The sequence below is a fragment of the Streptomyces sp. NPDC104106 genome, from assembly GCF_055584345.1.
The window spans coordinates 88,950-113,673 of the sequence record NZ_JBVJMF010000007.1 but is presented as its reverse complement, the minus strand read 5'-3'; the positions used below and the strand labels follow the sequence as shown (position 1 = coordinate 113,673).

Sequence of the window (24,724 nt, the reverse complement as noted above, 5' to 3'; positions counted from 1 at the left end):
GATATTCGTCCCAGTCGGGATGTTCGCCGGCGATGTTGCGGTAGTACTCGACCAGTGGTTCGACGGAGTCGGGGGTGTCGATGATCTCGGCGGTGCCGTCGATCTGCACCCAGGGGCCGTTCCAGTCGTCGCTGAGGACGACGAGGCTGACGCGCGGGTCGCGCCTCGCGTTACGGGTCTTGGCGCGCTCGGGGTAGGTGGAGACGACGATCCGGCCCGCGTCGTCGACCCCGCAGGTCAGCGGAGACGCCTGCGGCCCGCCATCGGCGCGGCGCGTGATGAGCAGCGCGCGATGACGGGGCCGTACGAAGTCCAGCAGCTCGTCCAGCGATACGCGGGTGTTGGTAGCGATGTTCGGTGCCATGGACAGGCAGCCTAGGGGCAATGACCGCCCCCGTGGCTGACCCTGCCGTGCCTACGCCTGGGGGAGGGAATCCCCCTGCACCGCCTGGATGTCCAGCTCGACCTTGAGGGTCGTGCCGATCGCGGCGATGCCGGCCTGGAGGACCTGGTTGTAGTTCATGGCGAAGTCCTCCCGCCGCAGCTCCGCCGCCGCGCGGAACGCGGCCCGCGTGCCGCCCCACGGGTCGGCGCCGGTGCCGAGGTAGGCCAGGGCCAGGTCGACCGGCCGCACGATCCCGTGCATGGACAGCTCCCCGTGGACCGTCCAGCGGTCGGAGCCCGCCGGTGTCAGGCCGGTGGAGTGGTAGGTGATCTCCGGGTGCTGCTCGACGTCGAGGAAGTCCGCGGACTTCAGGTGCCCGTCGCGCATGCCGTTGCCGGTGTCGACGGACGCCGCCTTGATCACCGCCTCCACGCGGGACTTGGTGACGTCGTCGGGCGCGATCTCGATCGTGCCGCCGAACTCCGTGAACCGGCCGTGCACGCTGGAGATGCCCAGGTGCTGGGCGACCGCGGCGACGGAGGAGTGCACCGGGTCGATCGTCCAGGGGCCGGGCGGCGGCAGCTCGGTGCCGCCCTGCCGGGCCAGCGTGACCGTGCCGACCTCGGCCCGGCCGCTCGCCGTGACGATCGCGGAGGAGGCCGCGGGCGCGTACCCCACCGCCGTCACGATCACCGTGTACGCCCCCGGCGCCAGCTCGGTGGTGTCCCGTACGGCCCCCTCGGCATCCGTCTCGGCGCGCAGCACCTGCGTACCGGTCATGTCGGTCACCGTGACGACCGCGTGCGACACGGCCCACCCGTCCCGCGTACGGATCTTCGCGGTCAGTCCCATCCCGTTTTCTCCCTGCAAAGCCTTACAAAATGGTCTCAGTGAACCGGCCCGTGGCCCACGCACGACCGTACGTGTGCCACGGGCCGGGGCGGAACTACTCGCCGGGGTGAGCGAGTTCGATCTCGTGGCCGTCGACTCCGGCGCCGGAGACGGTCAGTGCCGTCGCGACCGGCGGGTAACCCGTCGCGATGACGGTGTAGTCGCCGCTGTCCAGGTCCGTGAAGGCGTACGCGCCGTCCGCACCGGTGGTGGCGGTGCCGACCACGTTGCCGGCCTGGTCGACCAGGGTCACCCGGGCGTCGGCCAGCGGGCCGTGCGGGGCCCGGACGACACCCTGGAGCTGGGCGCCGGCGTCCAGGTCGATCTCGATCCGGGTGATCCCGGTGTGGCCGACCTCGACCGGCAGCGCGCGCGGCCGGAACCCGCCGGCGTTGACGGCCAGGGTGACCGTGCCCGGCACCAGGTCGGTGAAGGCGAACTGGCCCTGCTCACCGGTGGCGGCCGTGGCCAGCAGGTCGCCGCGGACGTCGGTGACGATCACCATGGCGTCCTTGACCGGCAGCGCGCTGCCCGCGGCCCGCACCACACCGGTCAGCCCGCTGGTGCCGCTGAGCAGGATGTCGTACGACACCGGCTCCTGGCCCACCACGATGGTGGAGGCCTGCGGCTGGTAGCCGTCGGCGGAGGCGATCAGGACGTACGAACCCGTGCCCGGGGCGTCGACCGCGTAGGAGCCGTCGGCCTGGGCGACCGCGCGGCCGAGCTGGCGCCCGGACAGCGAGATCAGGGTGACCGCGGCCTGCGGGACCGGGGCGCTCTCGGCGCCGCGGACGAAGCCGTGCACCGGGGTGCCGCCGGGACCGCCCGAGCCGGGTTCGGCGAGCGTGGCGACGGCGGTCGCCGCCGGCGCGGCGGCCGTGGCCGCGGCCGGGGACGGGGCCGAGGTGTCCGACACGACGGGCGTGGCCCAGCTGGGCACCTTCGGCTGCGCGGGCTCCTGGACGGATTCCTGCACGATGCTCTCCACAGTGGTCTGTACGGGGGCCTGCGCCCCGCTCTTCTCCTGCGCGGCCTGGGCCAGCGCACCGGACGTCCGCAGCGGGACCTCCTTGATGAACAGCACCGTGATGAACGCGATCAGCGCGAACGGTGCGGCGTAGAGGAAGACGTCCGCGATGCCGTGGCCGTAGGCGCCCTCCAGCCAGTGGCGCACCGGGGCCGGCAGCGCGTTCATGTCGGGCAGGTTGCTGCTGCCGACGGCCTTGGCCGCGGCCTCCTGCGCCTTCGGGCTCAGCTCGGTGATGGTGTCCTTGGCGTGGTGGGTGATGCGCTCGGACATGACCGAGCCGAGCACGCCGACGCCGACCGCACCGCCGAGGGAGCGGAAGAAGCTCACCGTGGAGGAGGCGGAGCCGAGGTCCTGCGGGGCGACCTGGTTCTGCGTGGACAGCACCAGGTTCTGCATCATCGTGCCGACGCCGATGCCGAGCAGCGCCATGTAGATCGACAGCTCCCAGTACGGGGTGTCGTAGCGCATCAGGCCCAGCAGGGCGAGGCCCGCGGTGAGGGAGACACCGCCGCCGACCAGCCAGCCCTTCCAGCGGCCGGTGCTGGTGATGAACCGGCCGGAGACCATGGACGCGACGAACAGACCGCCGATCATCGGGATGGTCATGACGCCGGACATCGTCGGGGACTTGTCGCGGGCCAGCTGGAAGTACTGCGAGAAGAACACGGTGCCCGAGTACATGCCGACACCGACGAACAGCGAGGCCAGCGAGGCCAGCGTGATGGTGCGGTTGCGGAACAGGCGCAGCGGGATGATCGGCTCGGCGGCCCTGGTCTCGGTGAACACGAACAGCAGCGCGAGCACGATCGTGCCGCCCACCATCGTGTACGTCTGCCAGGACAGCCAGCTGTACTTGTCGTTGGCGAAGGTGACCCAGATCAGCAGCAGCGAGGCGGCCGCGGTGATGAAGAAGGCGCCGGTCCAGTCGACCTTGACCTTGCGCTTGGCGACCGGCAGGTGCAGCGTCTTCTGCAGCACGACCAGCGCGATCAGCGCGAAGGGGATACCGACGAAGAGGCAGTAGCGCCAGCCGAGCCAGGAGGTGTCGGTGATGACACCGCCGAGCAGCGGGCCGCCGACGGTGGCGACGGCGAAGGTGGCACCGGTGTAGCCGGAGTACCGGCCGCGCTCCCGCGGGGAGATCATCGCGGCCATGATGACCTGCACCAGGGCGGACAGACCGCCGGCGCCGAGGCCCTGGATGACACGGGCGCCGATCAGCATCGCCGGGTTCTGCGCGAGACCGGCGACGACCGAGCCGATGACGTAGATGACCAGGGATATCTGGACGAGCGCCTTCTTGCTGACCAGGTCGGCGAGCTTGCCCCACAGCGGCACGGAGGCGGTCATGGCGAGCAGTGCCGCCGTGACGACCCAGGTGTAGGCGGACTGGCCGCCGCCGATGCTCTTGATGATCGTCGGCAGTGCGTTGGTGACGATCGTCGAGGAGAGGATGGCGGCGAACAGGCCCAGGAGCAGGCCGGACAGCGCCTCCATGATCTGCCGGTGTGTCATGGGGGCGTGCTCCGCTGCGGAGCCTCCCCCGTGCTTGGCGTGAGCCCGCACACCGGCTGGTGTGGTCGTTGCCATGGGCTTCCTTTGCTTACGTGCTTGCGGGTGTACGGGTGGTCTCTTCGAACACGGGGGCGGGGAGCCGGACCGCCGAGGAGGGGGACCGGCAGTCGCCGAACGAGTCGCGCAGCCGGGTCATCAGCCGGATGAGCTGGCCGACCTCGTCGTCGGTCCAGTCGTCGAGCCGCTCGGCCAGCAGACGCGTGGTCCGCCGGGACAGCTCGTCGAGCTGTTCCAGCCCCGAGGGCGTCAGCCGCAGGATCCGCGAGCGCTTGTCCGCGGGGTCCGGCAGCCGCTCGATCCAGCCGCGTGCCGCGACGTGCGCGACATGCCGGCTGGTGACCGACATGTCCACCGCGAGAAGCTCCGCGAGCTTGCTCATGCGCATGTCGCCGTGGCGGCCCAGCAGGGTCAGCACGGCGGCCGAGCCGGCGGGGCAGTCGTGCGGCAGGATCCGCGCCATGTCCCGTTTCACGGCTCCGACGGCACTGAGCTGACGTGCCAGCTCTTCGAACTGCGCCTGCTCGGCCATCACACCTCCCGTATTCGTTGCTTGGGGCAACCATAGCGGTGATTGGTTGCTCCAAGCAAACAAGCCAGGGAGCCGCGCATGCAAAAACTTGGCAAAGGCAAGCATTGCTGTCGTAAATATGCAGGTGACGGCGGGTGGCGTGCCCCTGTCTGTCCCGATGGGCTCCCGGCGGCCCCCACTTGGGCGGCCGGGCCCGTCTTCGCTAAGGTCTCGGGCCATGGCTAACACCCAGGGCCCCCAGGGCAATTACGACCCCGCCGGCAGCACCCAGATGTTCCGCGCGTTCGTCGACGAGGCCCCGCAGGGGCGCCAGGCGCAGGCTGCCGCGCCCTCTTCCGGTCCCCGCGTCGGCGTGATCATCGGTGTCATCGTGGCCCTCGCCGTGGTGGCGGGCGTGGCCTGGCTGGCGCTCAAGTAACGGTCGCCCCCGCGATGCCGCGAGGGCCGGGCCCTGGCCGCGCACCCGTACGCGGCGCCGGCCTTCTCCTGACCGGTGCCGGGCCGCCGGGTCAGGGTGCGCGCACCGGTGGCGGCGGCGCCCTCGGCCGAGAGCCAGGCCGATCTGCACGCCCGCTCCACGGGAGCGCCGGCCGCGGCCCTCACCGGCCGGCAGAGCGAGGAGCAGACCTCGGTCGAGAACCGCGCCACGCCTCTCACGTCCAGCGGACCAGGACGTCCCGCGTCTCGATGTGCATGCCGAGCGGCACCCGCCAGACATCGACGCAGACCGTCCAGGTGGGCTTCACCTGCGCGCCCGGCGCGATCGGCACCGGGAGGCCGGCCGCCGAGTCGACCGTCCCCCAGTCGATGCCCAGCGCGCCGATGACGTGCGTCCCGAACGTCACCGTGCCCGACCGCACCGCCGTACCGCCGGAGTTGCGCAGCGCCACGGTCACCTTCTGGCACCAGCGCTGATCGGTGTCCCGCGTCGCCGGCGCGTCCCAGGAGAGCATGGCCGGGCCCGCGGTCGTGCCGGGGGCCGGAGCCGTGGTGGACGACGTGGGTGTCGCACCGGCGGACGGGGTGCCCGGGCCGCCCGGAGGGCTGGTGGTCCCCGGCGCGGTCCGCTCGGGTCCGCCGGGGACGGCCGGTCCGCCGCCGGCCGGCTGTGACGGTGACGGCGACGGAGTCTGTGGCGGTGACGTCGGCCGTGCGGGCGCCGACGGCCGTGGCGTGGCGGGTGTGTCCGTCCGCACGGTCCCGTCGAGCGGGGTCAACGACACCGAGCCCGTCGGGCCGGCCGCGGCCGTACCGCCGCCTTCCGGGCCGCCGACCGTGCCGACCGCGACGTAGCCGCCGCCCGGGCCGTGGTCCCCGCACACCGTGAGTACCCCGCCCAGGACGACGACGGCCGCCGACGCTGCCACAACGGCGCCTCGGCGGCCACGTGTCCATGTCGCACGGATGGTTCGAGCGGTGTCGTCCGGCCCTGTCGCGCGCAGCATCGGGCCAGTGTGACTGACGGGGCGTCAGAAAAGAACCCTCAGTCGGAGATGAGTCCTTCCCGTAGCTGCGCCAGCGTCCGCGTCAGCAGCCGGGAGACGTGCATCTGGGAGATGCCGACCTCCTCGCCGATCTGGGACTGGGTCATGTTGGCGAAGAACCGGAGCATGATGATCCGGCGCTCGCGGGGCGGGAGTTTGGCCAGGAGGGGCTTGAGGGACTCGCGGTACTCCACACCCTCCAGCGCCGTGTCCTCGTAGCCGAGTCGGTCGGCCAGGGAGCCCTCGCCGCCGTCGTCCTCGGGGGCGGGGGAGTCGAGGGAGGAGGCGGTGTAGGCGTTGCCGACCGCGAGGCCGTCGACCACGTCCTCCTCGGAGACGCCCAGCACGGCGGCCAGTTCCGTCACCGTCGGGGAGCGGTCGAGCTTCTGGGAGAGTTCGTCGCTCGCCTTGGTGAGGGCCAGGCGCAGCTCCTGGAGGCGGCGCGGGACGCGCACCGACCACGAGGTGTCCCGGAAGAAGCGCTTGATCTCACCGACGACCGTCGGCATCGCGAACGTCGGGAACTCCACGCCCCGTTCGCAGTCGAAACGGTCGATCGCCTTGATCAGCCCGATGGTGCCGACCTGGACGATGTCCTCCATCGGCTCGTTGCGGGAGCGGAAGCGCGCGGCCGCGTAGCGGACCAGCGGCAGGTTCAGCTCGATCAGGGTGTCCCGGACGTAGGCCCGTTCGGGGCTGTGCTCGTCGAGCGCGGCGAGCCGCAGGAACAGCGAGCGGGACAAGGTGCGGGTGTCGATGTCCCCCGTGGCCGGCAGGGCCGGGACGTGCGCCTCCTGGGCGGGCGGGGACGGCACGGCGTCGAGGGCCGTGACGGCCTCGATTCCGTCGAGGACGTCGAGAGCGTCGAGCTCCTTGGGCGCTGCCGCGCTCGGCGCGGGCGTCAGCACCTTCGAGCTGCCCTGGTCTGCGGACATGCCACCCCCTTTGGGTCGCGGGACGGTCGTGGCGGCGCCGCCTTTCGAGCAACGCAGCCTTCACCTGAATACCGGAGCCGGAGGCCCGGCAAACGCGTCTCCCGCAGAATGTCACATGTCGGCAACACGCTGTAGTGACATGTCGACATGTGAGATCCGAAACGGCCCTGGAGAGAAGGGGTCTGACGCTATTTCGGGTCCCAACTGTCGGCATCGACGCAGGTGAGCGAATTCGCTCGGGACGGTTACCGCTCGCTCGGGTATGCGATGCAGAACCGCTTGAGGCGTGCTTCCGTGCGCCCGCTGTGCTTCATAAGGGGGCCGTTACGGGCCCTTATGCGTCGATGCGATTCGCGGAGCGCAGGCGCTGGAAGCTGCGGGCGAGCAGGCGCGAGACGTGCATCTGCGAGACGCCGAGTTCCGCGCTGATCTGCGACTGGGTGAGATTGCTGTAGTAGCGCAGCAGGAGGATGCGCTGCTCGCGTTCGGGGAGTTGGACGAGCAGGTGCCGGACGAGGTCGCGGTGCTCCACGCCGTCGAGTGCCGGGTCCTCGTAGCCGATCCGGTCGAGCAGGCCGGGCAGCCCGTCGCCCTCCTGCGCGGCCTCCAGGGAGGTGGCGTGGTACGACCGTCCCGCCTCGATGCAGCTCAGCACCTCGTCCTCGCTGATCCTGAGCCGCTCGGCGATCTCGGCGGTGGACGGGGAACGGCCGTAGAGCGTGGTGAGGTCCTCGGTGGCGCTGTTGACCTGCACCCACAGCTCGTGCAGCCGGCGCGGTACGTGCACCGTGCGGACGTTGTCCCGGAAGTAGCGCTTGATCTCGCCGACGACGGTCGGCATCGCGAAGGTCGGGAACTGCACGCCCCGGTCGGGGTCGAAGCGGTCGATGGCGTTGATCAGGCCGATGGTGCCGACCTGGACGACGTCCTCCATCGGCTCGTTGCGGGAGCGGAAGCGGGCGGCCGCGTAGCGCACGAGCGGGAGGTTCGCCTCGATCAGCGCCCCGCGCACGCGGTTGTGCTCCGCAGTGCCCGGCGTGAGCTGCTTCAGCTCGGCGAAGAGCACCTGGGTGAGGGCCCGGGTGTCGGCGCTGCGCCGCTTCTCGGGGCTCGCGGGAGCGGGTTCGGCATCGGGGGCGAGATCGGCGGCGGGGTCGGGTTCGGCAGTGGCGGCTGGGTCTGGGGCGGAGTCGGGAGCGGAGGCGGGAGCGGCCGCCTCTTCCTGGGGCGGCGCAGTACTGGCCGACACGGTCAACGCCACCTCTTCGTCGCTCAATCATCCGCGATCAGTCACCCGTCAAAAGCGGTCATAGCATCACAAGACATGTGCACTGTGTGCAAGCACCGCATAACGCCGTGTTGTGTTCAGATTTCTACAAGTTGAGAGCGGGTGAAGGGTGCCGCGACGCACGAAAGCCCTCCGCCGTTCAGGCGGAGGGCTCGGCCGGACGGGCTCAGAACTCGTAGTCGGCGATCACCCACGTGGCGAACTCCCGCCACAGCGCGACGCCCGCCTGGTGGGCCGGGTGCTCCAGGTAGCGCCCCAGGGCGTCGGTGTCCTCGACCGCCGAGTTGATCGCGAAGTCGTAGGCGACGGGCCGGTCGGTGATGTTCCAGGCGCACTCCCAGAACCGCAGTTCCCCGATCTGGTCGCCCAGTGCCCTGAAGGCCTCCACGCCTGCCACGACCCGCGGATCGTCGCGCTCGACGCCCTCGTTGAGCTTGAAGAGGACCAGATGGCGGATCATGGGATGTACCTCAGTTCTTTCCTCCGTTGGCGAGCCATGTCATGAAGTCGCCCACCGACTTGGCCGCCTCCGATATGCCCTCGAAGACTATCTGGACGTAGTGCGCCGCCCTGGGCGGGTCCGTGATGATCACGTACAGCGCGAAGACCACGAGCACGTACACGGCGATCTTCTTGGCGTTCACCGCCACCGCGGCCTCCCCTGTGCCTGTCCCCTGTGGGCCCCTGCTGCCGGCCGCGAGTGTAACCTTCACGCCCCTTTTGCGGACCAACGGCCCGCCGCCCGGCGGCATTTGCGCGGAGAGGTCCCCTACGACGAGAAGGGCCCCGTCCTCAAGACGGGGCCCTTCTTCGAGCGGTAGCGGAGGGATTTGAACCCTCGGTGACTTGCGCCACACTCGCTTTCGAGGCGAGCTCCTTCGGCCGCTCGGACACGCTACCGAGGGAGACCTTACAGCACAGGGGAGCGTGGTTCGAAATCGGTACTCACCGGCTCCGGAAGAACTCCGTGAGCAGCTGGGCGCACTCCGTCGCGAGGACGCCCTCGATGACCTCGGGCCGGTGGTTGAGCCGGCGGTCGCGGATCACGTCCCACAGCGAGCCCGCCGCGCCCGCCTTGTCGTCCCGGGCGCCGTAGACGACCCGGTCGACGCGGGACTGGACGAGGGCGCCGGCGCACATCGTGCACGGTTCCAGCGTGACCACGAGCGTGCATCCGCTCAGCCGCCACTCCCCGAGCCGGGCGGCGGCCCGCCGGATCGCGAGGACCTCCGCATGGGCCGTGGGATCGCCGGTGGCCTCGCGTTCGTTGTGCCCGGCGCCGAGCACCGTCGTACCGTCCGGGGACAGCACGACGGCGCCGACGGGCACGTCTCCGCCCCGGACGGCCAGCCCGGCCTCGTCCAGGGCGAGTCGCATCGCACCGCGCCAGCGGTCGCGCACCGGGTCCGCCGGGACGCGGCCGTCCTCAGGGCCTGCCGGGTCCACGCCGCCGTACGGGTCCTGGGTGTGCCGCGTGCTGCGCGGGTCTTCCGCGGCGTCCGCGTCCTGTGGTGCGGTCAGCGGACGGTCTCCAGGACCTCCGCGGCGCCCAGGGCCTCGGCGATCGCGCCGAGCGCGTCCTCGGCGTCCAGGGCGCGCAGTTCCTTCTCGCTGATGCCGAGGTCGTCGAGGATCTCGCTGTCGCCCACCGGGCTGTGCGGGACGGAGTCGGCGTCGCCGCCTTCCTCGTCGTCCTCGTCCGTCTCGCCGTCCTCCGTGCCGTCCAGGTCCAGGGAGTCCAGGTCGGGGCCGTCGTCCGAGCCCGGCTCCCGGCCGAGCAGCTCGTCGGTGAGCAGCAGCTCGCCGTACGCGCTGCGCTGGGCGGCGGCCGCGTCCGAGACGTAGATGCGGGGGTCGTCCTCGCCGTCGACGCGGACGACGCCGAACCAGGCGTCCTCCTGCTCGATCAGGACGAGCACCGTGTCCTCGTCGGGAGAGGCTTCCCGGGCCAGGTCGGCCAGATCCGACAGGGTCTCCACATTGTCGAGCTCTGTGTCGCTCGCTTCCCACCCGTCTTCGGTGCGCGCGAGCAGTGCGGCGAAGTACACCGTGACTCTCCCACTGGTCATAGGTGTGCCGGTTGGGGGTCCCCCCGGCGGAGGTACGTGGGCGGGAAGAGCTGGGCTCCGAGCCCCACCCACTCGGAATCGTGGCAGAAACAAGGCGTTCAGGGGACGTCTTCGGCTCCCTGTGTCTTGCCGGCCACCTGCGGATCGTACGCGGCTTTTCCAAGCGCTCACGCACGCCCACCGCGCAAACACCGCCGCGGACGTGGATCTTCCTCACCGAGAACTTTCTCACCGGGCCTCGCTCCAGGGGCCTCCTCCCTGCCGGACGGGCCGACGAGCGGACCACGTCCGGGCTATCCGCGGACCCGACCGGGCTATCAGCGGACCCCGGACGGCCCACCGCGCCGCCGGTCGCGCGGTGCGTGGCTCGTCGGGCGGTCTACCAGCGGAATGTCCGCATGCGCATGGCATGGCGGAGCCGGGCGGCCTTGGCGCGCCGGGGCTGGACGCGGGCGCGCAGCGCGCGGGCCTCGGCGAGATCGCGCAGGAACTGGGCGCGCCGGCGCCGCCGCTCGGCGTCGGTCTCGCCGTCCGCGCCCCGCGCGGCGGCCGCGCGTATCGCGGGCTCCGCGGTGCCCTTCGCGCCCCCGGTGTCCCCGGCGCGCTCGGCCGCGTTCTGTGGAAGGTCAGGCAGGTCAGGCACGTCACACCACCCCGGTTCCGTCCCTCCCACTTTCCCCCGTACGGCCGCTTCGACGCCAGGGCCGGAGGGCGTTCGGTCGCGGGTACCGTTATGGGCATGCGTCTCCACGTCGTCGACCACCCCCTGGTCGCCCACAAGCTCACCACGCTGCGCGACCAGCGCACCGACTCCGCGACCTTCCGCCGGCTGGCCGACGAGCTGGTCACCCTGCTGGCCTACGAGGCCACGCGGGACGTGCGCACCGAGGCCGTCGACATCAACACCCCGGTCGCGCGGACCACCGGCGTCAAGCTCGCCCGTCCGCGCCCGCTGGTCGTGCCGATCCTGCGCGCGGGCCTCGGCATGCTGGACGGCATGGTCCGGCTGCTGCCGACCGCCGAGGTGGGCTTCCTGGGCATGATCCGCAACGAGGAGACCCTCCAGGCGTCCACGTACGCCTCGCGCATGCCGGAGGACCTCTCCGGCCGCCAGGTCTACGTCCTGGACCCGATGCTGGCCACCGGCGGCACGCTGGTCGCCGCGATCCAGGAGCTGATCAAGCGCGGCGCGGACGACGTGACCGCCGTGGTGCTGCTCGCCGCGCCCGAGGGCGTCGCGGTCATGGAGCGCGAGCTGGCGGGCACGCCGGTGACGGTCGTGACGGCGGCGGTGGACGACCACCTCAACGAGCAGGGGTACATCGTGCCGGGCCTGGGCGACGCCGGGGACCGGCTGTACGGCGCGGCCGAATAGCCCCCCCCCGCCGGGCCCTTCGCGGCTGCCGGGACGCCTCGCGTCCATGGCTGCCGGGCTGTTCGGCCGCTGGGCTGCCGCTCAGCAGCCCTTCTTCGAGGACGAGGTCGACGCCGGCGCCGTCAGGGCCGTCAGCGCCTGCTGCGCGTCCGCCGGCCTGGCCAGGCCCGTGAAGCCGTCCCCCAGGATGAGGTCCAGGTCGGCGCCCTTGCGGCTGGCGTCGGTGCGGCGCTCGGCGCCGGCCAGCTCGGTCGCCAGCACCGGCAGCGAGGTGTTCTGGGCGGCGACGGGACCGAGCAGTATCCCGGTGCCCTTGACCTTCTTGTCGTAGTCCTTGGCGGCGTTGCCCACGTCGCCGATCCTGAAGCCGCGCTTCTTCAGTTCGTCGGCGGTGGACTTGGCGAGGCCGCTGCGGGCGGTGGCGTTGTAGACGTTCACGGTGATCTGGCCGGGCTTCGGCAGTGACTTCGCCTGGGCGGCCGGGGTGGCCGCGGTGCCCTTCGGGCGGCAGGCGGTCGCCGGGCCGGCCGCCGTCTTCTTCTTGTGGCCGCCCGAGAAGACGTCGATGAGCTGCAGGGTGCCCCAGCCGATGAGGCCGAGGGCGCAGACGGACGCCACCACGGCGGCGACGAGCCTCGCTCGCCGGCGCGGCGGACGCATGCGGGGGTACTTGTCTCCCGTGATCCGGTACTGGCCGCCCATGCCGGGGGGAGTCAGCATGCTCATGGGCGCAGCGTAGTGCGCCGGAGCGACGATGCCTATCAGATGATCAGTCGATGCCGCTCGGATGCCGCCGACGGAACCCGAAAGGGGCAACGGCCGCGCCGCACCGGGTCAGTCGAGTTCGAGCACGCGCGCGTGCAGCACCTGGCGCTGCTGGAGGGCGGCGCGGACCGCGCGGTGCAGCCCGTCCTCCAGATAGAGGTCGCCCTGCCACTTCACGACGTGCGCGAAGAGGTCGCCGTAGAAGGTCGAGTCCTCCGCCAGCAGGGTCTCGAGGTCGAGCTGCTGCTTGGTGGTCACGAGCTGATCGAGGCGGACCGGGCGCGGCGCGACGTCCGCCCACTGCCGGGTGCTCTCCCGGCCGTGGTCGGGGTACGGCCGGCCGTTTCCGATGCGCTTGAAGATCACACGGAAAGCCTACCGGTCTAGACGTTCCGGGCGCAGCCATGGCGGCGGAGTGCGCTCCTTGGAAAGCCTTGAAAAGATGGAGTGAAGCAGACAAAAGGGATGTTATCGGGGTCGGTGGGCCTGCGATCGCCGTTGTACACAGCCTGTGGACCGCGAATCGGCGGACCGGGAAGGGCGGTGGGCCGGTGGGGGGTGGGCCGCCCCCCACCGGGTCCGGTTCAGCGGCCGTCCCGTTCCTCGGGCCGCTCTTCCGCCTCCACTTCCTCATGCTGCTCCGGTCTGGGCGCCGCGGCGCGCCTCGCCTCCGCGCGCAGCAGCGCGCGCAGGACGGCGTACGGATCCTCGGACATGGCTGTGCTCCTCGCGTCGAGCCGACTGACCTTGCGTGTGCGTGAGGACACGGGTCCGTCAGCAGCGCAGGACCACCGTGCGCAGCGGGGGAGCGGTGTACGGCGCCGTGGCCGCGGCGGGGGACGGGCGGCCGTCCGCGGGGGCCGGGCCGGGCAGGGGCGCGGGGCGCTCGGGGACGTCGGCGCGGTGCACGGCGCGGGCGGCGGGCCGTACGGCGACATCGGGGACGTCCGGCACGTCCGGCACGTCTACGGCGTCGGAAGGATCGGTGAGGTCGCCGGCGCCGGGGTGCCCGGAGGTCTCGGCCGACGCGCCGTACACCGGGGCCGTCCGGGCCTGTGCGGGTGCGCCGGGCACCCACAGGGCGAGGAGCAGCACGAGCACCCGCAGCCAGGTACGGCTGCGCGGGGTACGCGCGCTCCTGCTCACGAAGGGTGTTTCCCCAGGCCGGGCGGCAGGTGCAGCACCGCAGGCCGCGGATCCGCCCGGTCGGGGGACGGGAGGGGTGCGGGGTTGACGTCTGTGGCGGCTCAGACGGTCCGCGGGACCTGCCTGGCCCGGCCGCGGATGCCGAGCGCGGTGACGATCTCGGTGATCCCCACGACGACCAGCCAGACGCCGCCGACGAGGGTCAGTACGGCGACCGACCGGAACGGGGAGTCGATGAGCACGATGCCGGCGATGAAGGTGAGGACGCCGAGGAAGGCCTGCCAGCCCCGGGCGGGCATCCGGGGATCGGAGGCGGCGGCCAGCGTCTGGGTGATGCCGCGGATCAGCCAGCCGATGCCGATCCACAGGGCGAGCAGCAGGATCGACTGCATGGGCCCGCGGAAGCAGAACAGGCCGAGCAGGATCGACAGGGCGCCGCTGATGAAGGCCAGTACCCGCAGCGAGGTCGCCCGGTGCGTGCCGAAGGCGGCCACCAGCTGGAAGACGCCGCTGATCACGAGGTAGAGGCCGAACAGGACGCCGATCGCGAGGAGGGAGGCGCGGGGCCAGAGCAGGACCAGGATCCCGAGGACCAGCGAGGCGACCCCGGTGACCAGGACCACCTGCCAGGCGGCCCGGGACAGCGCGTGCAACGGCCCCTCGAAAGGCGGTTCGGGCTCGTGGCGTCCCGCCGCCTGCCGGGCCGCGTGGACGTTCCGGTCGTCGTACTCGGGCCCCGGGTTCGGGCCGCCGCTCGGTGCCTCGGTCATGGTTCATGCTGTGATCGGCGTGGCGGGCGCTGCCATCAGGGAGGGCCGTCCGGGTGAAGCACGCCCGACCGGGTGGAGCGGCTTTGCTTGGGCGGAGCGGTCGGCTTGGGTGGAGGGGGGGCGGCTCGGGTGGAGCGGCTTGCTTGGGTGGAGCGGTCGGCTCGGGTGGAGCGGCCTGCCCGGCCTGCCCGGCCTGCCCGGCCTGCCCGGCCTGCCCGGCCTGCCCGGCCTGCCCGGCCCGTCCGGCCCGTCCGGTCCTCTCCGCTCTCCGCTATGCGCCGGAGGCCTTCGCCGCCTTGGCCGCGGCCTTCATCTCCTGCTTGTGCGCCCGCACCTTGGTCAGCGACTCCGGCCCGGTGATGTCGGCGACGGACCGATGGGCCTTCGGCTCGCCGTACGCGCCGGCCGCCTCCCGCCACCCCTTCGGCGTGACCCCGAGCTGCTTGCCGAGCAGGGCGAGGAAGATCTGGGCCTTCTGCTTGCCGAACCCGGGCAGGTCCTCCAGCCGCTTCAGCAGCTCGGCCCCGCTGCCGACGCCCCGCCACACGGCCTCGGCGTCCCCGTCGTAGTGCTCGACCAGGTACTGGCACAGCTGCTGCACCCGCTTGGCCATCGAGCCGGGATAGCGGTGCACGGCCGGCTTCTCGGACAGCAGCGCGGCGAAGGCCTCCGGGTCCATCGCGGCGATCTCGTGCGCGTCGAGGTCCCCGTCGGCCCCGGCGCCGAGCCGGTCGGCGATGGTGCGCGGTCCCTTGAACGCCCACTCCATCGGGACCTGCTGGTCGAGCAGCATGCCCACCAGCGCGGCGAGCGGGGAGCGACCGAGCAGCGCGTCGGCCTCGGGGTCCTGGGCGAGGTGCAGGGTGACGTCCATGGCTCGATGATCGCTCCGCCGCGCGCCGGGCGCAGCCAGGGCCGCCCCGCCTTCGCCTCGGCGGACGGGGTCGCTCTTCCGCCAGACGGGGGGGTCCCGTTTCGACAGGCGGGGTCCCCCCTCTCGTCATACGGGTCGTGGACTGTTCGGGGTGACTAGCCTTCCGGCTGTGACGACGCCCGCAGAGCCCAGGCCGACACCGGACGCGCTGATCGCCCACTACGGCCTCGAACCCATCCCCCGTGAAGGCGGCCTGTACCGGCAGACCTGGGCCGGACCCGCCCGCCCCGACGGCCGCCCCCAGGGCACCGCCATCGTCGCCCTGCTCACCGCTGACGACTACTGCGCCCTGCACCGGCTCCCCACCGACGAGATCTGGCACTTCTACCTCGGCGACCCGCTCCGCCTCCTGCTCCTCGCGCCCGACGGCACCACCGGCACCGCCGTCCTCGGCTCCGCCCCGCTGTCCGGCCGGCACGTCCAGCTGACCGTGCCCGCCCGCACTTGGATGGGCGCGCGGGTCGCCCCGGGCGGCGCGTGGACGCTCTTCGGCACCACGATGGCCCCCGGATTCACCGAAGCGGACTACGAACACGGCGAGGCCGCCCACCTGACGGCGCGTTACCCGGCCGAGGCCGCCCGCATCACGGAACTGTGCCGCCCATGAACACGCCCACGGACAGGAACGGAGAGGGAACCGGCGGCAGAACCGGGACCGGAACCGGGACGGCGAGCACGAGCCTGCTCGCGGGCAACCGCCCTCGTGACCGGAGCGGGCGGCGGCATCGGCCGCGCCGTCGCCCCGCGCTTCGCCCAGCAGGGCGCGGCGGTGGCGCTGCACTGCCGTACGGCGGTGGAGACGGCCGGCGACGTCGCGGCACGCGTCCGGGAGTCGGGCGGACAGGCCGTCGTACGGCCCTGGAGTACGGCCCGACGGCATCCGCGTCAACACGGTCCCGCCCGGACTGATCGACCGGGAAGGCCTGGCCGAGGCATGGCCGGACGGCGTACGGCGCCGGCTCACCGCCGTCCCCGCCGGCCGCCTGGGCGGCCGGCGACGACCTGGCCGACGCCTGCGTCTTCCTGGCCCCGCCGCTCGCGGCCCGGATCACCGGCCACGACCTGGTCGTGGCCGGGGGTGTCTCGGCCCGCCCCACGGGTGAGCGACGGCGCCGATCCCTCCGTACCTATAGGGGACACCCATAGGTACCTGCAGAACCTGTGGGAGCTGCGGACGGCGGGCCGACGGAGGGGACAAGGTGCAGCTGCGCGACCGACACCGAGGACCACGACGGGGGGCGCGACGGGAGACAGGGCGAGAGGCACGGCGGGAGGCGCGAGGAGCTTCGCACCCCGCCTCCCGGCGATGGCCACGGCGGCTGGTGCTGCTGGCTACGAGCCTCCTCCTCGTGCTGTTCGCGGGGGCCGCCCCCGCCTCGGCCCACGCGGCCCTGCGGACGACGGCCCCCGCCGACGGGACCGTCCTGCGCGCCTCGCCCCGGCAGGTGACGCTGACCTTCACCGAGTCGGTCGGGCTGCTCACCGACTCCTTCCGGGTCTACGACCCGGCCAACCACCGCGTGCGCACCGGACCCGCCGACCACGCCCCCGGCCGCTCGGACACCGCCCGCGTGCCGCTGCCCGCCAGGCTCGCCCAGGGCACCTACACGGTGGCCTGGCGCGTGGTGTCGGCGGACAGCCACCCGGTGTCCGGAGCGCTGACGTTCTCGGTCGGCCGCCGCACCGCGACGGCCGTGAGCCCGGCACCCGACACCACGGAGAACCCGGTCACCGCGGCCCTGTACAACATCGCGCGCTACCTCGCGTACCTCGCTTTGGCCCTCCTCCTCGGCACGGCCGCGTTCGTGGCGTACTGCCGCCCCCCGAAGGCGGCCCCGCTGCGCACGCCCGTCCTGGCGGCCGCCTGGACCCTCGTCGGATCGACGGCGGTCCTGTTCCTCCTGCGCACCCCGTACGAGGAGGGCACGTCCCCGGCGCGGGCGCTCTCGCTCAGCGCCGTTCTCCACGCGGCGGCGACCCGTCCGGGTCAACTCCTGCTCGCGCGGCTGGCGTTGCTGCTGCTGGCCGCGGCGGTCGTGCTGGTGCTGCGGGCCCGCCGCACACGCCTTCCGCGCCGCGCCACCCTGACGGTGGCGGCGGCGGTCTCGGTGCCCCTCGCCCTGACCTGGTCGGCGGCCGAACACGCCTCGGCGGGCATCCAGGTCCCCCTCGCGATCACCTCCGCCACCCTCCACCTGCTGGCCATGGGCGTCTGGCTGGGCGGCCTGGCCGCGCTCCTGCGGACCATGTCCCGCACCCCGGCGCTCCCGCTGTCGGTCCCGGCCCGCTTCTCCCGCCTGGCCCTCGGCTCGGTGACGGTCCTGGTGGCGACCGGCGTGTACCAGTCCTGGCGGGGCCTCGGCTCCTGGCAGGCGCTCACGGACACGACGTACGGCCGCACCCTGCTTGCGAAACTGGCGGCGGTCGCCGCCCTCCTGCTGGCGGCGGCCTGCTCCCGCACCTGGACGGCCCGCACGACGCGCGCACGCACCCAACCCTCCCCCGCCCCCGCGCTCGCCACCGTGACCGCCACCGTCCCCGCCGTCCGGGCCCGCGTCCCCGAACCGGCGGCGGGTCCCCCGTTCCCCGAGGAACCGTCCCCTCCCACGCCGCCCCCGCCCCCGCCGTCCCTCCCCTTCCACCTCCTGCGCCGCTCCGTGCTGGCCGAGGCGGCCGTGGCGGCGGTGGTCCTGGCCCTGACGACCCTCCTGACCGGCACGGTCCCCGGGCGCACGGCCACGGAGGCGGAGCGGTCCACGGCGGCGGAGTCGGGCATCGCGACGGCATCGGTGACGACCATCCCCTTCGACACCGGCACCTCGGGCGTCCGGGGCAGGATCCAGGTCACCCTGGACCCCGGCCGGGTCGGCACCTCCTCGGTCCAGGCAGTGGTCTACGGCCCCGACGGCGGCCTGTCCACCGTCCCCGGACTCCGTGTCACCCTCACCCTCCCCGCCCAGCGCATCGGCCCCCTCGACACCAGGCTCACGGACCGGGGCGGCTACTGGTCGGCCGACTCCTTCACCCTTCCCCTGCCGGGCACCTGGACGATGAAGGCGACCATCCGCGTCTCCGAACTGGACCAGGTGACGGTCTCGGCACCGGTGCGGGTGGTGCGGTAGGTCAGCCGCGGCCGGAGGACCGCGCGCCGTCGTCCGCGATCCCGCCCGGCCCGCCGGGTTCGGTGAGGTCGGCGAGGAACCGCCGCACCAGCCGCTCCACGACGGCGGGCCGTGCCAGGTGCACGTCGTGTCCGGTGCCGGGCACGCTCACGCCGGTCGTCTCCGGCCGGCGCCGGAACATGCCGTCGATCTCCCGCGCCGAAACGATTCCCCGCTCGCCCCACACGGCGAGCACGGGACAGTCGATGCCCGCCCACTCGTCCCAGGAGGAGCGGCCGGCACCGTCGGTGAGCGAGGCGACCATCACGTCCCGGTCGAAACGGGGCCACCAGCCGTCGTCCCGCTCCTCCAGGCCGGCCGCCCACGCCTCGCCGACGGGCCCGCCGCCGAAGAACTCCACCGCCGCCGTCCGGGACGGGAACGGCACCGGCCAGGCGGCGAGCATCCTGTCGATCCGGTCGGCGGTGCCGGGGGCCGCCTCACCGGGACCCGCCTCGATCAGCACGAGTCCGCGGACCACGGTGGGACGGGCGGCGGCCGCGAGCAGAGCGGTGTGGCCGCCGAGCGACTGGCCGACCAGGACGGGCCGGCGCAGACCGAGCCGTTCGATCACGGTGACGACATCGGCGACGTACGCGGCGCGGCTGACGTCCCCCGGCCGCCGCTCGGAGGCACCGTGCCCCCGCTGGTCGACGGCGACGACCCGGTGGCCGGTGCTCAGGGCTCCCGCCAGGCCGTCCCACTCTCCCGCGTGCCGAGCCAGCCCGTGCAGCAGCACGACGGGCGGCCCGTCTCCGCCCCCACCCCAGTCCCGGCACACGAGCCGCACTCCCGCGTGCTCCACCTCACACTCCACCCAGCCCATGCGCTCCCCTCCGACACCGACGGCGAACGAGAAGAAGGCCCGCGCCGATCGCTCAGCACGGGCCTTCTTCACAGGCGGAGGATACGAGATTCGAACTCGTGAGGGGTTGCCCCCAACACGCCTTCCAAGTCTGTTGGCGCCTAGCCGGAGCGCGTACAGGGCCGTTCACCTGCGTTCATGGGTGGCCTGGCTACGGGAAGGACCTGGCATACGGTCTCGTCCGAACGACGGTGAACGGGGCTGAACGAGACGGAAACTGAGACGGCCGTACTCTTCACGGGAGCACGTGAGACGGCCGCGGCCAGTTGCCGGAGCCACCGTCATTGGTGGAGCTAAGCCGCCTTGGGCCGCGCCGTACGTAGGCCCGAGGCAGGCTCCTGTGCGTCCTCGAGCGGCAAGGTCTCGTCTTCCCCGAAGTCAGGGGCCTGGAAGGGGTTGGTCGTCGGAGGCGGCGATGCCGCAGTGGAGCAGCGAGGTTGCCCTTCCAGGGCGGAAAACAGCGACGTCAGATCGATGAGGGGACTCTCTTTCGGTACAGGTCCCTGAAGGGGCCTGGTGTGCCGTGACCGGGCACAGCGGTCCTACAGTCTGGTCATCTTCGCGTACGGGCTCAAGATCCGCATTTGCGCCGAGCGGAAGTCCACGAGCGCCGCGACTCCGTCCTCGATGCCGATGACTCGGCCGAGGCCGTACATGTCGTGTGTGACCTGGTCGCCCACGGCGAAGTGCTTGGGAGCCGGTGTGACCGGAGCCTTGAAGGGGCTGGTAGGCAGATGACGCTTCGGCGCAGCAGGCTTTGTCATGACTCAGTATGAGCCTACGTCTATACCCGTTCGCTGTGGCCGTCGGCACAGATCCGGACGGGAACAACCGCTCCATGCCGCTGACCTGGTGGTTCGAGACCTGGTGAGGCGAAGCTGGACCGTAGGTCCCCACTGATCGTGGCTGACCCGCCGCATACGACGCCATCGACCTGCACCGACGTGGGCTTGTGCGGTTTTGTTCGCCTGGTTAAGGAGCGCCGTCCGCGATGTGCCCCTTCCGCGTCACTCGTCTGCGCTGTCGGGGGCGACGGCGAGCAGTAGTCCGCCGAGGCTGGAGGTGACACCAGGGGGGCGCGATGTCGGTCCGTAAGCCCGACCCCATGTCGGAAACGCGGCGCCACAGACACACATTGCTGACGGAGGGAAAGGGTGCCCCCATGTCACAGCACACTGCGAGGGGGCCGGGGGCCACCTGGGCGGCCAGGCTGGCGGGAGCTCTGCTGTGCCTCGCGGTGGCCGTCATCCATGTCAAAGATCAAGGCGGCGTCACGACGACGAGGGAGCCTCACTACATCGGTGTGGCCTATCACGTCCTGGAGATCGCTGCCGTCGTCGCTGCTGCGCTGCTTCTCGTCGGTCTCGTCCGACCGGGGTGGCTGCTGGCGGCCGGGGTCGCCGTGGGCCCCCTGCTGGGATACATCCTTTCCAGGGGCCCGGGACTGCCCGACTACAGCGACGACGTCGGCAACTGGACGGAACCGCTCGGGCTGGTCAGTCTGGCCGTTGAAGGGGCCCTCCTGCTGGTGTCGGTCCTGCTCTTTGCGCAACGCCTGCGTCGGAGGAACTACTAGCACTGTGCCGAGTGACCTTGGTGAAGGCGGACCGCCGGCCGACAGGGACAGTGCCCCCGCGAGGCCAAAGCTCTGAGGCCGGTGTTCATCCTTATCAGACCGGAGCTGAAGCCTCTATGAGCCGTCCTCGGGCGGGTGGGGTGATGGAAGGCGAGAGAGTCGTTGGCGTTCCAGTGAAGCATCCAGGGCCCTGCGGATCTCCGGGGGAAGCCGCTGGCACTGCGGCCACTGCACGACGTGCACTGCTACTTCTCGCAGCTTGACGTTGGTGTGCTGTGAGACTTCCTTGAGGACTGTCCACCCTTGCGGGGGTTGCACGCCGCTGTAGGCGATCACGACGCCGATCGCCTGGTCGATGACGGCGTGGGAGTCGATCGCCTGCGTCAGCTGCTCGATCTGCTTCCGCAGGTCGCGATTCTCGCGGTCGAGGTCAGAGCGCTCTTGCATGGGTGATCCGCAACTTTCCACCATGGCGCTGCATGGGATGGCTAGCGTCCAGGCTCTTCAGTGGAGGGGCTCAGGAGGCAGCGGCGTCGTGCACAGTCTCTCGGATCTCCAGGACGGTGTCGGCTCCGGTGATGGCGAACAGTCGCTGAAGCTGCTCCGGCGGCGCGGCCACGCGCAGGGTGCCCGTTCGGTGGATGACGATCAACAGATTGAGGAACGTGGAGTCCGCGAAGTCCACACCGGAGGCGTCCAGGATCACCTTGGGATGCTTCCTGGCGGCGGCGTTCAGGGCGTCCGCCAGAGGCTGGATCGAGTGCATGTCGTAGGAGCCGTGGGCGGCGACGACCCAGCTGCCGCGCCATTCGTACTGGTCCGAGTCGGCTTCCGGGGCATGGTCTGTGGCTTGGTCCGCGTTCTGCTCCTCGCCGGCGTTGCTCATGAGTTCTGGCACGACGGCCTCATCCCTGGACACCTTCGGGGTCTCCTTCCGCGGCGCTTCAGCGCGGACCACGTCAGCGGTTACCGGAAAAGTATGTCATGCATCCGGGTTCGGCAACGGTGGCCCCTTAAAATGCCGGCCATGGTTGGAGTGCCGGAACCTCACAGCGGATGGACGTTCATCACTAGCCACGCACGGGTACTGGCAGCCATCGCCGACAATCCGAACGTCCGGATCCGCGACATGGCTGCCCGCTGCCGGCTCACGGAGCGCGCCGTCCAGCGCATCATTTCCGACCTTGAACAGGAGGGTTACCTCTCCCACACCCGTGACGGGCGCACGAACACCTACCGCATAGAGCCGGACAAGGTGTTGCGCCACCCGGCAGAAGCCGGCCTGTCCGTCGCCGCCCTGCTTTCCCTGCTCGTGCAGGACGAGACCGACCGCGCCGCAAAGCCGGTTCCTCGGTAGCTGCGTCTGGCGGGCGCTGACAGTGTGTACCTCCTCACCCCACCACTCTCCCCAGCTCCCATCCCGTACACCGTCGACCCACACTTCGTGGAGCGGGGCCTTCGCCGCCTGCGCCATCGCCGCGGAACGGCCCGGCCTGGCCGTGGCGGGCGACAGCTCCGGCGGCTGGTCCCGCATCCGTACCCCGTATCTGTCCCTCGCCGACGCTGCGGCCACCTGCCGAGAGTCCGCGCACCTCGCCCCCGACGTACCGGCGCTGACGCCTTTCCGGCCTTACGTCCCACCCGTGCCCGTGGAGGACGCCGGGCCGGTCACCGCCCCTCGCCCGGTCACCGGATAACCCACCCCGCCCAACGGCCGGCGCGGCCCTTCCGCGCCAAGTCCCTACCCCGCCATGCCTGAAGAAGGGAGAGCACTCGCCGTGTGCAGACCTCCGGCTCCGGGCCTGGGCGCACATGCTCGGATTCCGCGGCCACTTCTCCACCAAGTCCCGCCGCTACTCCACCACCCTCGGTGCCCTCCGCGACGCCCGTGCCGACTGGCGCCGCGCCCAAGCCGCACCGCCTGTGCCGCTGGACGGCGAAACCACGCTCGTCCTCGCTCACTGGGTCTTCGCCGCAACCGGCCTCAGTACCGCCGAATCCTGGCTCGTCGCCTCGCTCGAACCAGCCCCCGGAACGGAAGGAGAACCGACCCATGGTTGAGCCCCGACCGACTGTTGCCCCGCCGGAGACGGCCGATCCCACGCTGGCGCTCCTGACCGTAGAGGAGGCGGCTCGGCGGCTCCGTACCGGCCGTATGACGTGCTTCCGGCTCGTCCTCGCCGGTGAGATCGAGTCGGTCCCCGTCGGGCGACTCCGTCGAGTCCCGGTCGGCGCCGTGCCCGCCTACGTGGCCAAGCTGCGCCACCGACCCGCCGAAGCGGCCTGAGAGGGAGCGACATGGCAGAGCAGAAGCGCACTCGCCAGCCCAACGGTGCCTCCTCGATCTACCTCGGCAAGGATGGCAAATGGCACGGACGAGTGGCGGTCGGCGTCCGTGATGACGGCAAGCCCGACCGACGCCACATCGAGCGGAAGTCCAAGGCCGAGGTGACCAAGGCCGTCCGCGAGATGGAGCGGGCGCGGGATGAGAAGAAGCTCAGGAAGGCGGGCCAGGGCTGGACCGTCCAGGCGTGGCTGGAGCACTGGGTCGAGAACATCGCGAAGCCGTACGTCTCTGAGAACACGTACGACGGGTACGAGGTCGACGTTCGCGTTCACCTCGTGCCCGGCCTCGGCGCGCACAAGCTCGACCGCCTGGAGCCGGAGCACCTGGAGCGCTTCTACCGGAAGATGCGGCAGGCGGGGAGCGCGGCCGGCACCGCCCACCACGTCCATCGCACGGTCCGGGTCACCCTCGTGAGGCCGTTCGGCGCGGGCACGTCCCCACCAACGTGGCCGAGATCGCCAAGGCACCCCGCCTCGAAGAAGAGGACATCGAGCCGTACACGATCGAAGAGGTTCAGAGCCTGCTGGTCGAGGCGGCCAAGCTGCAGCGCGCGCTGGGTCGTCGCCCTGGCCCTCGGCCTCCGCCGAGGGGAGGCGCTCGGGCTGCACTGGGAGGACGTCGACCTGGCCGCAGGGTATGTCCGTATCCGCAAGAACCGGCTGCGGCCCAAGTACGCGCACGGCTGCGGTGTGGATCCGTGTGACAGGAAGGCGGGCTACTGCCCCAAGCGGGAGCAGATCCGGCGCGAGCACAAGTCGACCAAGTCACGCGCGGGGCGGCGCACCACGGCACACCCGCTGATCAAGATTCTTCGCCAGCACCAGGAGGTACAGGATCGGGAGCGGCTCGCCGCCGGTGCGGACTGGGAGGGCAAAGGGTACGTCTTCGCCTCGCCGACCGGCGGGCCGTTGAGCCCGAACACCGACTTTCACGTCTGGTAGCGGCTTCTCCGGGGTGCGGGCGTACGAGACGGTCGCCTCCATGACGCTCGTCACACCGCTGCGACTGTTCTCCTGATCCTCGGAGTCCCGGACGTCGTGATCGACGCGATCACGGGTTGGGAACCTGGGGGAGCGGCGCGGATGCGCGCCCGGTACATGCATGTGACCGGGACCATGCTCCGCAAGGTCGCTCAGCAAGTCGGAGACGCGCTCTGGGTGCTGCCCGGCACCGAAGAAAAATCCGACTGAGACGGAAACTGAGACGGACAACGTCGAAGGGCCCCACTGCGAACAGTGGGGCCCTTCGACATCGTGCCCGGTGAGGCACTGGCGGAGGATACGAGATTCGAACTCGTGAGGGGTTGCCCCCAACACGCTTTCCAAGCGTGCGCCCTAGGCCTCTAGGCGAATCCTCCGCCGGAAACATTACATGACCGAGGGGAGTGCTCGCGAACCCGTTCCCGCAGGCCCGGATCGGGGGTGGCCGCGGCCGGGGACGCGGTACTGACCGGGGGCCGCCATCGGGTACTGTGGGGCACAGCCCCTCACGCGGCGCTATCTGACTGAACTCCCCCAGGGCCGGAAGGCAGCAAGGGTAGGTCGGCTCTGGCGGGTGCGTGGGGGGCGCTTGCTTTCCCGGGTTGTCAGTGGGCGCCTA

At 71.5% G+C, this 24,724-nt stretch carries 30 protein-coding genes, 2 tRNA genes, 1 other RNA gene and 4 pseudogenes; 13 read left to right on the top strand and 24 right to left on the bottom strand.

Annotation, left to right across the window (positions count from 1 at the left end):
- The 4 genes from ACZ60X_RS18455 to ACZ60X_RS18440 form a co-directional block, all read right to left on the bottom strand.
- Positions 1 to 364 (bottom strand): PPOX class F420-dependent oxidoreductase (locus tag ACZ60X_RS18455; protein WP_469599453.1); only part of this gene is annotated, 364 nt, incomplete at its 3' end.
- 51 nt (positions 365 to 415) lie between these two features.
- Positions 416 to 1,237 carry a YceI family protein gene (locus ACZ60X_RS18450; RefSeq protein ID WP_469599451.1) on the bottom strand — a complete coding sequence of 274 codons (822 nt, stop codon included), beginning with the start codon at positions 1,235 to 1,237 and terminating at the stop codon, positions 416 to 418.
- Positions 1,238 to 1,331: 94 nt separating this feature from the next.
- The gene (locus ACZ60X_RS18445) at positions 1,332 to 3,821 is read right to left on the bottom strand and encodes an MFS transporter (protein ID WP_469599449.1); all 2,490 of its coding nucleotides are present in this window, start codon (positions 3,819 to 3,821) and stop codon (positions 1,332 to 1,334) included.
- A gap of 88 nt (positions 3,822 to 3,909) precedes the next feature.
- On the bottom strand, positions 3,910 to 4,410 hold the full coding sequence (locus ACZ60X_RS18440; protein ID WP_469599447.1) for a MarR family winged helix-turn-helix transcriptional regulator: 501 nt from the start codon (positions 4,408 to 4,410) through the stop codon (positions 3,910 to 3,912).
- A 217-nt stretch (positions 4,411 to 4,627) separates the two neighbouring features.
- On the opposite strand from ACZ60X_RS18440, the gene ACZ60X_RS18435 reads away from it, so the two are divergent.
- On the top strand, positions 4,628 to 4,828 hold the full coding sequence (locus tag ACZ60X_RS18435; protein WP_469599445.1) for a hypothetical protein: 201 nt from the start codon (positions 4,628 to 4,630) through the stop codon (positions 4,826 to 4,828).
- 18 nt (positions 4,829 to 4,846) lie between these two features.
- Positions 4,847 to 5,056: pseudogene (locus ACZ60X_RS18430) on the top strand (oxidase); the annotation flags it as partial.
- A gap of 7 nt (positions 5,057 to 5,063) precedes the next feature.
- Here ACZ60X_RS18430 and ACZ60X_RS18425 read toward each other — a convergent pair.
- The 9 genes from ACZ60X_RS18425 to ACZ60X_RS18385 all read right to left on the bottom strand — a co-directional run bounded on the left by ACZ60X_RS18425 (position 5,064) and on the right by ACZ60X_RS18385 (position 10,829).
- The gene (locus tag ACZ60X_RS18425; protein ID WP_469599443.1) at positions 5,064 to 5,777 is read right to left on the bottom strand and encodes a hypothetical protein; all 714 of its coding nucleotides are present in this window, start codon (positions 5,775 to 5,777) and stop codon (positions 5,064 to 5,066) included.
- A gap of 116 nt (positions 5,778 to 5,893) precedes the next feature.
- The gene (locus ACZ60X_RS18420; RefSeq protein ID WP_469599441.1) at positions 5,894 to 6,829 is read right to left on the bottom strand and encodes an RNA polymerase sigma factor SigF; all 936 of its coding nucleotides are present in this window, start codon (positions 6,827 to 6,829) and stop codon (positions 5,894 to 5,896) included.
- A gap of 334 nt (positions 6,830 to 7,163) precedes the next feature.
- Entirely contained in the window at positions 7,164 to 8,084 is a 921-nt protein-coding gene (locus ACZ60X_RS18415; RefSeq protein WP_469600050.1) for an RNA polymerase sigma factor SigF, read from the bottom strand.
- 199 nt (positions 8,085 to 8,283) lie between these two features.
- Positions 8,284 to 8,577: a Dabb family protein gene (locus tag ACZ60X_RS18410; protein WP_469599439.1), complete on the bottom strand. Its 294-nt coding sequence runs from the start codon at positions 8,575 to 8,577 to the stop codon at positions 8,284 to 8,286.
- A gap of 10 nt (positions 8,578 to 8,587) precedes the next feature.
- Positions 8,588 to 8,767 (bottom strand): hypothetical protein, encoded by a 180-nt coding sequence (locus tag ACZ60X_RS18405; protein WP_469599437.1) that lies wholly within the window; start codon positions 8,765 to 8,767, stop codon positions 8,588 to 8,590.
- 165 nt (positions 8,768 to 8,932) lie between these two features.
- Positions 8,933 to 9,017 (bottom strand) — tRNA-Ser (locus tag ACZ60X_RS18400).
- A gap of 45 nt (positions 9,018 to 9,062) precedes the next feature.
- Positions 9,063 to 9,494 carry a tRNA adenosine(34) deaminase TadA gene (gene tadA, locus ACZ60X_RS18395; RefSeq protein WP_469600048.1) on the bottom strand — a complete coding sequence of 144 codons (432 nt, stop codon included), beginning with the start codon at positions 9,492 to 9,494 and terminating at the stop codon, positions 9,063 to 9,065.
- A gap of 140 nt (positions 9,495 to 9,634) precedes the next feature.
- On the bottom strand, positions 9,635 to 10,165 hold the full coding sequence (locus ACZ60X_RS18390) for a tRNA adenosine deaminase-associated protein (RefSeq protein ID WP_469600046.1): 531 nt from the start codon (positions 10,163 to 10,165) through the stop codon (positions 9,635 to 9,637).
- Positions 10,166 to 10,565: 400 nt separating this feature from the next.
- The gene (locus ACZ60X_RS18385; RefSeq protein ID WP_469599435.1) at positions 10,566 to 10,829 is read right to left on the bottom strand and encodes a hypothetical protein; all 264 of its coding nucleotides are present in this window, start codon (positions 10,827 to 10,829) and stop codon (positions 10,566 to 10,568) included.
- Positions 10,830 to 10,925: 96 nt separating this feature from the next.
- Here ACZ60X_RS18385 and upp point away from each other — a divergent pair, with 96 nt between their 5' ends.
- The gene (upp, locus tag ACZ60X_RS18380; RefSeq protein WP_469599433.1) at positions 10,926 to 11,561 is read left to right on the top strand and encodes a uracil phosphoribosyltransferase; all 636 of its coding nucleotides are present in this window, start codon (positions 10,926 to 10,928) and stop codon (positions 11,559 to 11,561) included.
- Between the two features lie 81 nt (positions 11,562 to 11,642).
- On the opposite strand, the gene ACZ60X_RS18375 is transcribed toward upp, so the two are convergent.
- The 6 genes from ACZ60X_RS18375 to ACZ60X_RS18350 all read right to left on the bottom strand — a co-directional run bounded on the left by ACZ60X_RS18375 (position 11,643) and on the right by ACZ60X_RS18350 (position 15,116).
- Positions 11,643 to 12,287, bottom strand: coding sequence for a LytR C-terminal domain-containing protein (locus tag ACZ60X_RS18375; RefSeq protein WP_469599431.1), 645 nt, complete (start codon positions 12,285 to 12,287; stop codon positions 11,643 to 11,645).
- A gap of 108 nt (positions 12,288 to 12,395) precedes the next feature.
- On the bottom strand, positions 12,396 to 12,692 hold the full coding sequence (locus tag ACZ60X_RS18370) for a type II toxin-antitoxin system VapB family antitoxin (protein ID WP_004943146.1): 297 nt from the start codon (positions 12,690 to 12,692) through the stop codon (positions 12,396 to 12,398).
- Between the two features lie 218 nt (positions 12,693 to 12,910).
- The gene (locus ACZ60X_RS18365) at positions 12,911 to 13,042 is read right to left on the bottom strand and encodes a hypothetical protein (RefSeq protein ID WP_469599429.1); all 132 of its coding nucleotides are present in this window, start codon (positions 13,040 to 13,042) and stop codon (positions 12,911 to 12,913) included.
- Between the two features lie 58 nt (positions 13,043 to 13,100).
- Positions 13,101 to 13,472, bottom strand: coding sequence for a hypothetical protein (locus tag ACZ60X_RS18360; RefSeq protein WP_469599426.1), 372 nt, complete (start codon positions 13,470 to 13,472; stop codon positions 13,101 to 13,103).
- A 101-nt stretch (positions 13,473 to 13,573) separates the two neighbouring features.
- Positions 13,574 to 14,242, bottom strand: coding sequence for an HdeD family acid-resistance protein (locus tag ACZ60X_RS18355; RefSeq protein ID WP_469599424.1), 669 nt, complete (start codon positions 14,240 to 14,242; stop codon positions 13,574 to 13,576).
- Positions 14,243 to 14,513: 271 nt separating this feature from the next.
- Positions 14,514 to 15,116, bottom strand: coding sequence for an HhH-GPD-type base excision DNA repair protein (locus ACZ60X_RS18350; RefSeq protein WP_469599422.1), 603 nt, complete (start codon positions 15,114 to 15,116; stop codon positions 14,514 to 14,516).
- A 169-nt stretch (positions 15,117 to 15,285) separates the two neighbouring features.
- Here ACZ60X_RS18350 and ACZ60X_RS18345 point away from each other — a divergent pair, with 169 nt between their 5' ends.
- From ACZ60X_RS18345 to ACZ60X_RS18335, 3 genes and pseudogenes are all read left to right on the top strand, one after another.
- Positions 15,286 to 15,783: a cupin domain-containing protein gene (locus ACZ60X_RS18345; RefSeq protein WP_469599420.1), complete on the top strand. Its 498-nt coding sequence runs from the start codon at positions 15,286 to 15,288 to the stop codon at positions 15,781 to 15,783.
- A 96-nt stretch (positions 15,784 to 15,879) separates the two neighbouring features.
- A pseudogene (locus tag ACZ60X_RS18340) lies at positions 15,880 to 15,969 on the top strand (SDR family NAD(P)-dependent oxidoreductase); the annotation flags it as partial.
- A 529-nt stretch (positions 15,970 to 16,498) separates the two neighbouring features.
- Positions 16,499 to 18,298: a copper resistance CopC/CopD family protein gene (locus tag ACZ60X_RS18335; protein WP_469599418.1), complete on the top strand. Its 1,800-nt coding sequence runs from the start codon at positions 16,499 to 16,501 to the stop codon at positions 18,296 to 18,298.
- Position 18,299: 1 nt separating this feature from the next.
- Here ACZ60X_RS18335 and ACZ60X_RS18330 read toward each other — a convergent pair whose 3' ends face one another.
- Both ACZ60X_RS18330 and ACZ60X_RS18325 read right to left on the bottom strand, forming a co-directional pair.
- Positions 18,300 to 19,163: an alpha/beta fold hydrolase gene (locus tag ACZ60X_RS18330; protein WP_469600044.1), complete on the bottom strand. Its 864-nt coding sequence runs from the start codon at positions 19,161 to 19,163 to the stop codon at positions 18,300 to 18,302.
- A gap of 581 nt (positions 19,164 to 19,744) precedes the next feature.
- Positions 19,745 to 19,966: a hypothetical protein gene (locus ACZ60X_RS18325; RefSeq protein ID WP_469599416.1), complete on the bottom strand. Its 222-nt coding sequence runs from the start codon at positions 19,964 to 19,966 to the stop codon at positions 19,745 to 19,747.
- Positions 19,967 to 20,364: 398 nt separating this feature from the next.
- On the opposite strand from ACZ60X_RS18325, the gene ACZ60X_RS18320 reads away from it, so the two are divergent.
- Positions 20,365 to 20,778: a hypothetical protein gene (locus ACZ60X_RS18320; protein ID WP_469599414.1), complete on the top strand. Its 414-nt coding sequence runs from the start codon at positions 20,365 to 20,367 to the stop codon at positions 20,776 to 20,778.
- Between the two features lie 114 nt (positions 20,779 to 20,892).
- On the opposite strand, the gene ACZ60X_RS18315 is transcribed toward ACZ60X_RS18320, so the two are convergent.
- Positions 20,893 to 21,225, bottom strand: coding sequence for an ANTAR domain-containing protein (locus ACZ60X_RS18315; protein ID WP_469599412.1), 333 nt, complete (start codon positions 21,223 to 21,225; stop codon positions 20,893 to 20,895).
- Between the two features lie 70 nt (positions 21,226 to 21,295).
- A complete protein-coding gene (locus tag ACZ60X_RS18310; RefSeq protein ID WP_469599410.1) occupies positions 21,296 to 21,697 on the bottom strand; it encodes an STAS domain-containing protein in 402 nt (133 codons plus the stop codon).
- Between the two features lie 108 nt (positions 21,698 to 21,805).
- Here ACZ60X_RS18310 and ACZ60X_RS18305 point away from each other — a divergent pair, with 108 nt between their 5' ends.
- The 5 genes and pseudogenes from ACZ60X_RS18305 to ACZ60X_RS18285 all read left to right on the top strand — a co-directional run bounded on the left by ACZ60X_RS18305 (position 21,806) and on the right by ACZ60X_RS18285 (position 24,315).
- The gene (locus ACZ60X_RS18305; protein ID WP_469599408.1) at positions 21,806 to 22,135 is read left to right on the top strand and encodes a helix-turn-helix transcriptional regulator; all 330 of its coding nucleotides are present in this window, start codon (positions 21,806 to 21,808) and stop codon (positions 22,133 to 22,135) included.
- Positions 22,136 to 22,238: 103 nt separating this feature from the next.
- Positions 22,239 to 22,475, top strand: a pseudogene (locus ACZ60X_RS18300) (FtsK/SpoIIIE domain-containing protein); the annotation flags it as partial.
- A 58-nt stretch (positions 22,476 to 22,533) separates the two neighbouring features.
- Complete coding sequence (locus ACZ60X_RS18295; RefSeq protein ID WP_469600042.1) at positions 22,534 to 22,839, top strand: replication initiator; 306 nt, start codon at positions 22,534 to 22,536, stop codon at positions 22,837 to 22,839.
- Positions 22,832 to 23,065 carry an excisionase family DNA-binding protein gene (locus ACZ60X_RS18290; RefSeq protein ID WP_469599406.1) on the top strand — a complete coding sequence of 78 codons (234 nt, stop codon included), beginning with the start codon at positions 22,832 to 22,834 and terminating at the stop codon, positions 23,063 to 23,065. The genes ACZ60X_RS18295 and ACZ60X_RS18290 overlap by 8 nt, the downstream gene beginning before the upstream one ends.
- A gap of 11 nt (positions 23,066 to 23,076) precedes the next feature.
- Positions 23,077 to 24,315: pseudogene (locus ACZ60X_RS18285) on the top strand (tyrosine-type recombinase/integrase).
- A 79-nt stretch (positions 24,316 to 24,394) separates the two neighbouring features.
- Here the strand turns inward: ACZ60X_RS18285 and ACZ60X_RS18280 are convergent.
- A tRNA-Ser gene (locus ACZ60X_RS18280) sits at positions 24,395 to 24,482 on the bottom strand.
- A gap of 120 nt (positions 24,483 to 24,602) precedes the next feature.
- On the opposite strand from ACZ60X_RS18280, the gene ffs reads away from it, so the two are divergent.
- Positions 24,603 to 24,701, top strand: an RNA gene (ffs, locus tag ACZ60X_RS18275) — signal recognition particle sRNA small type.
- Positions 24,702 to 24,724: the final 23 nt, after the last annotated feature.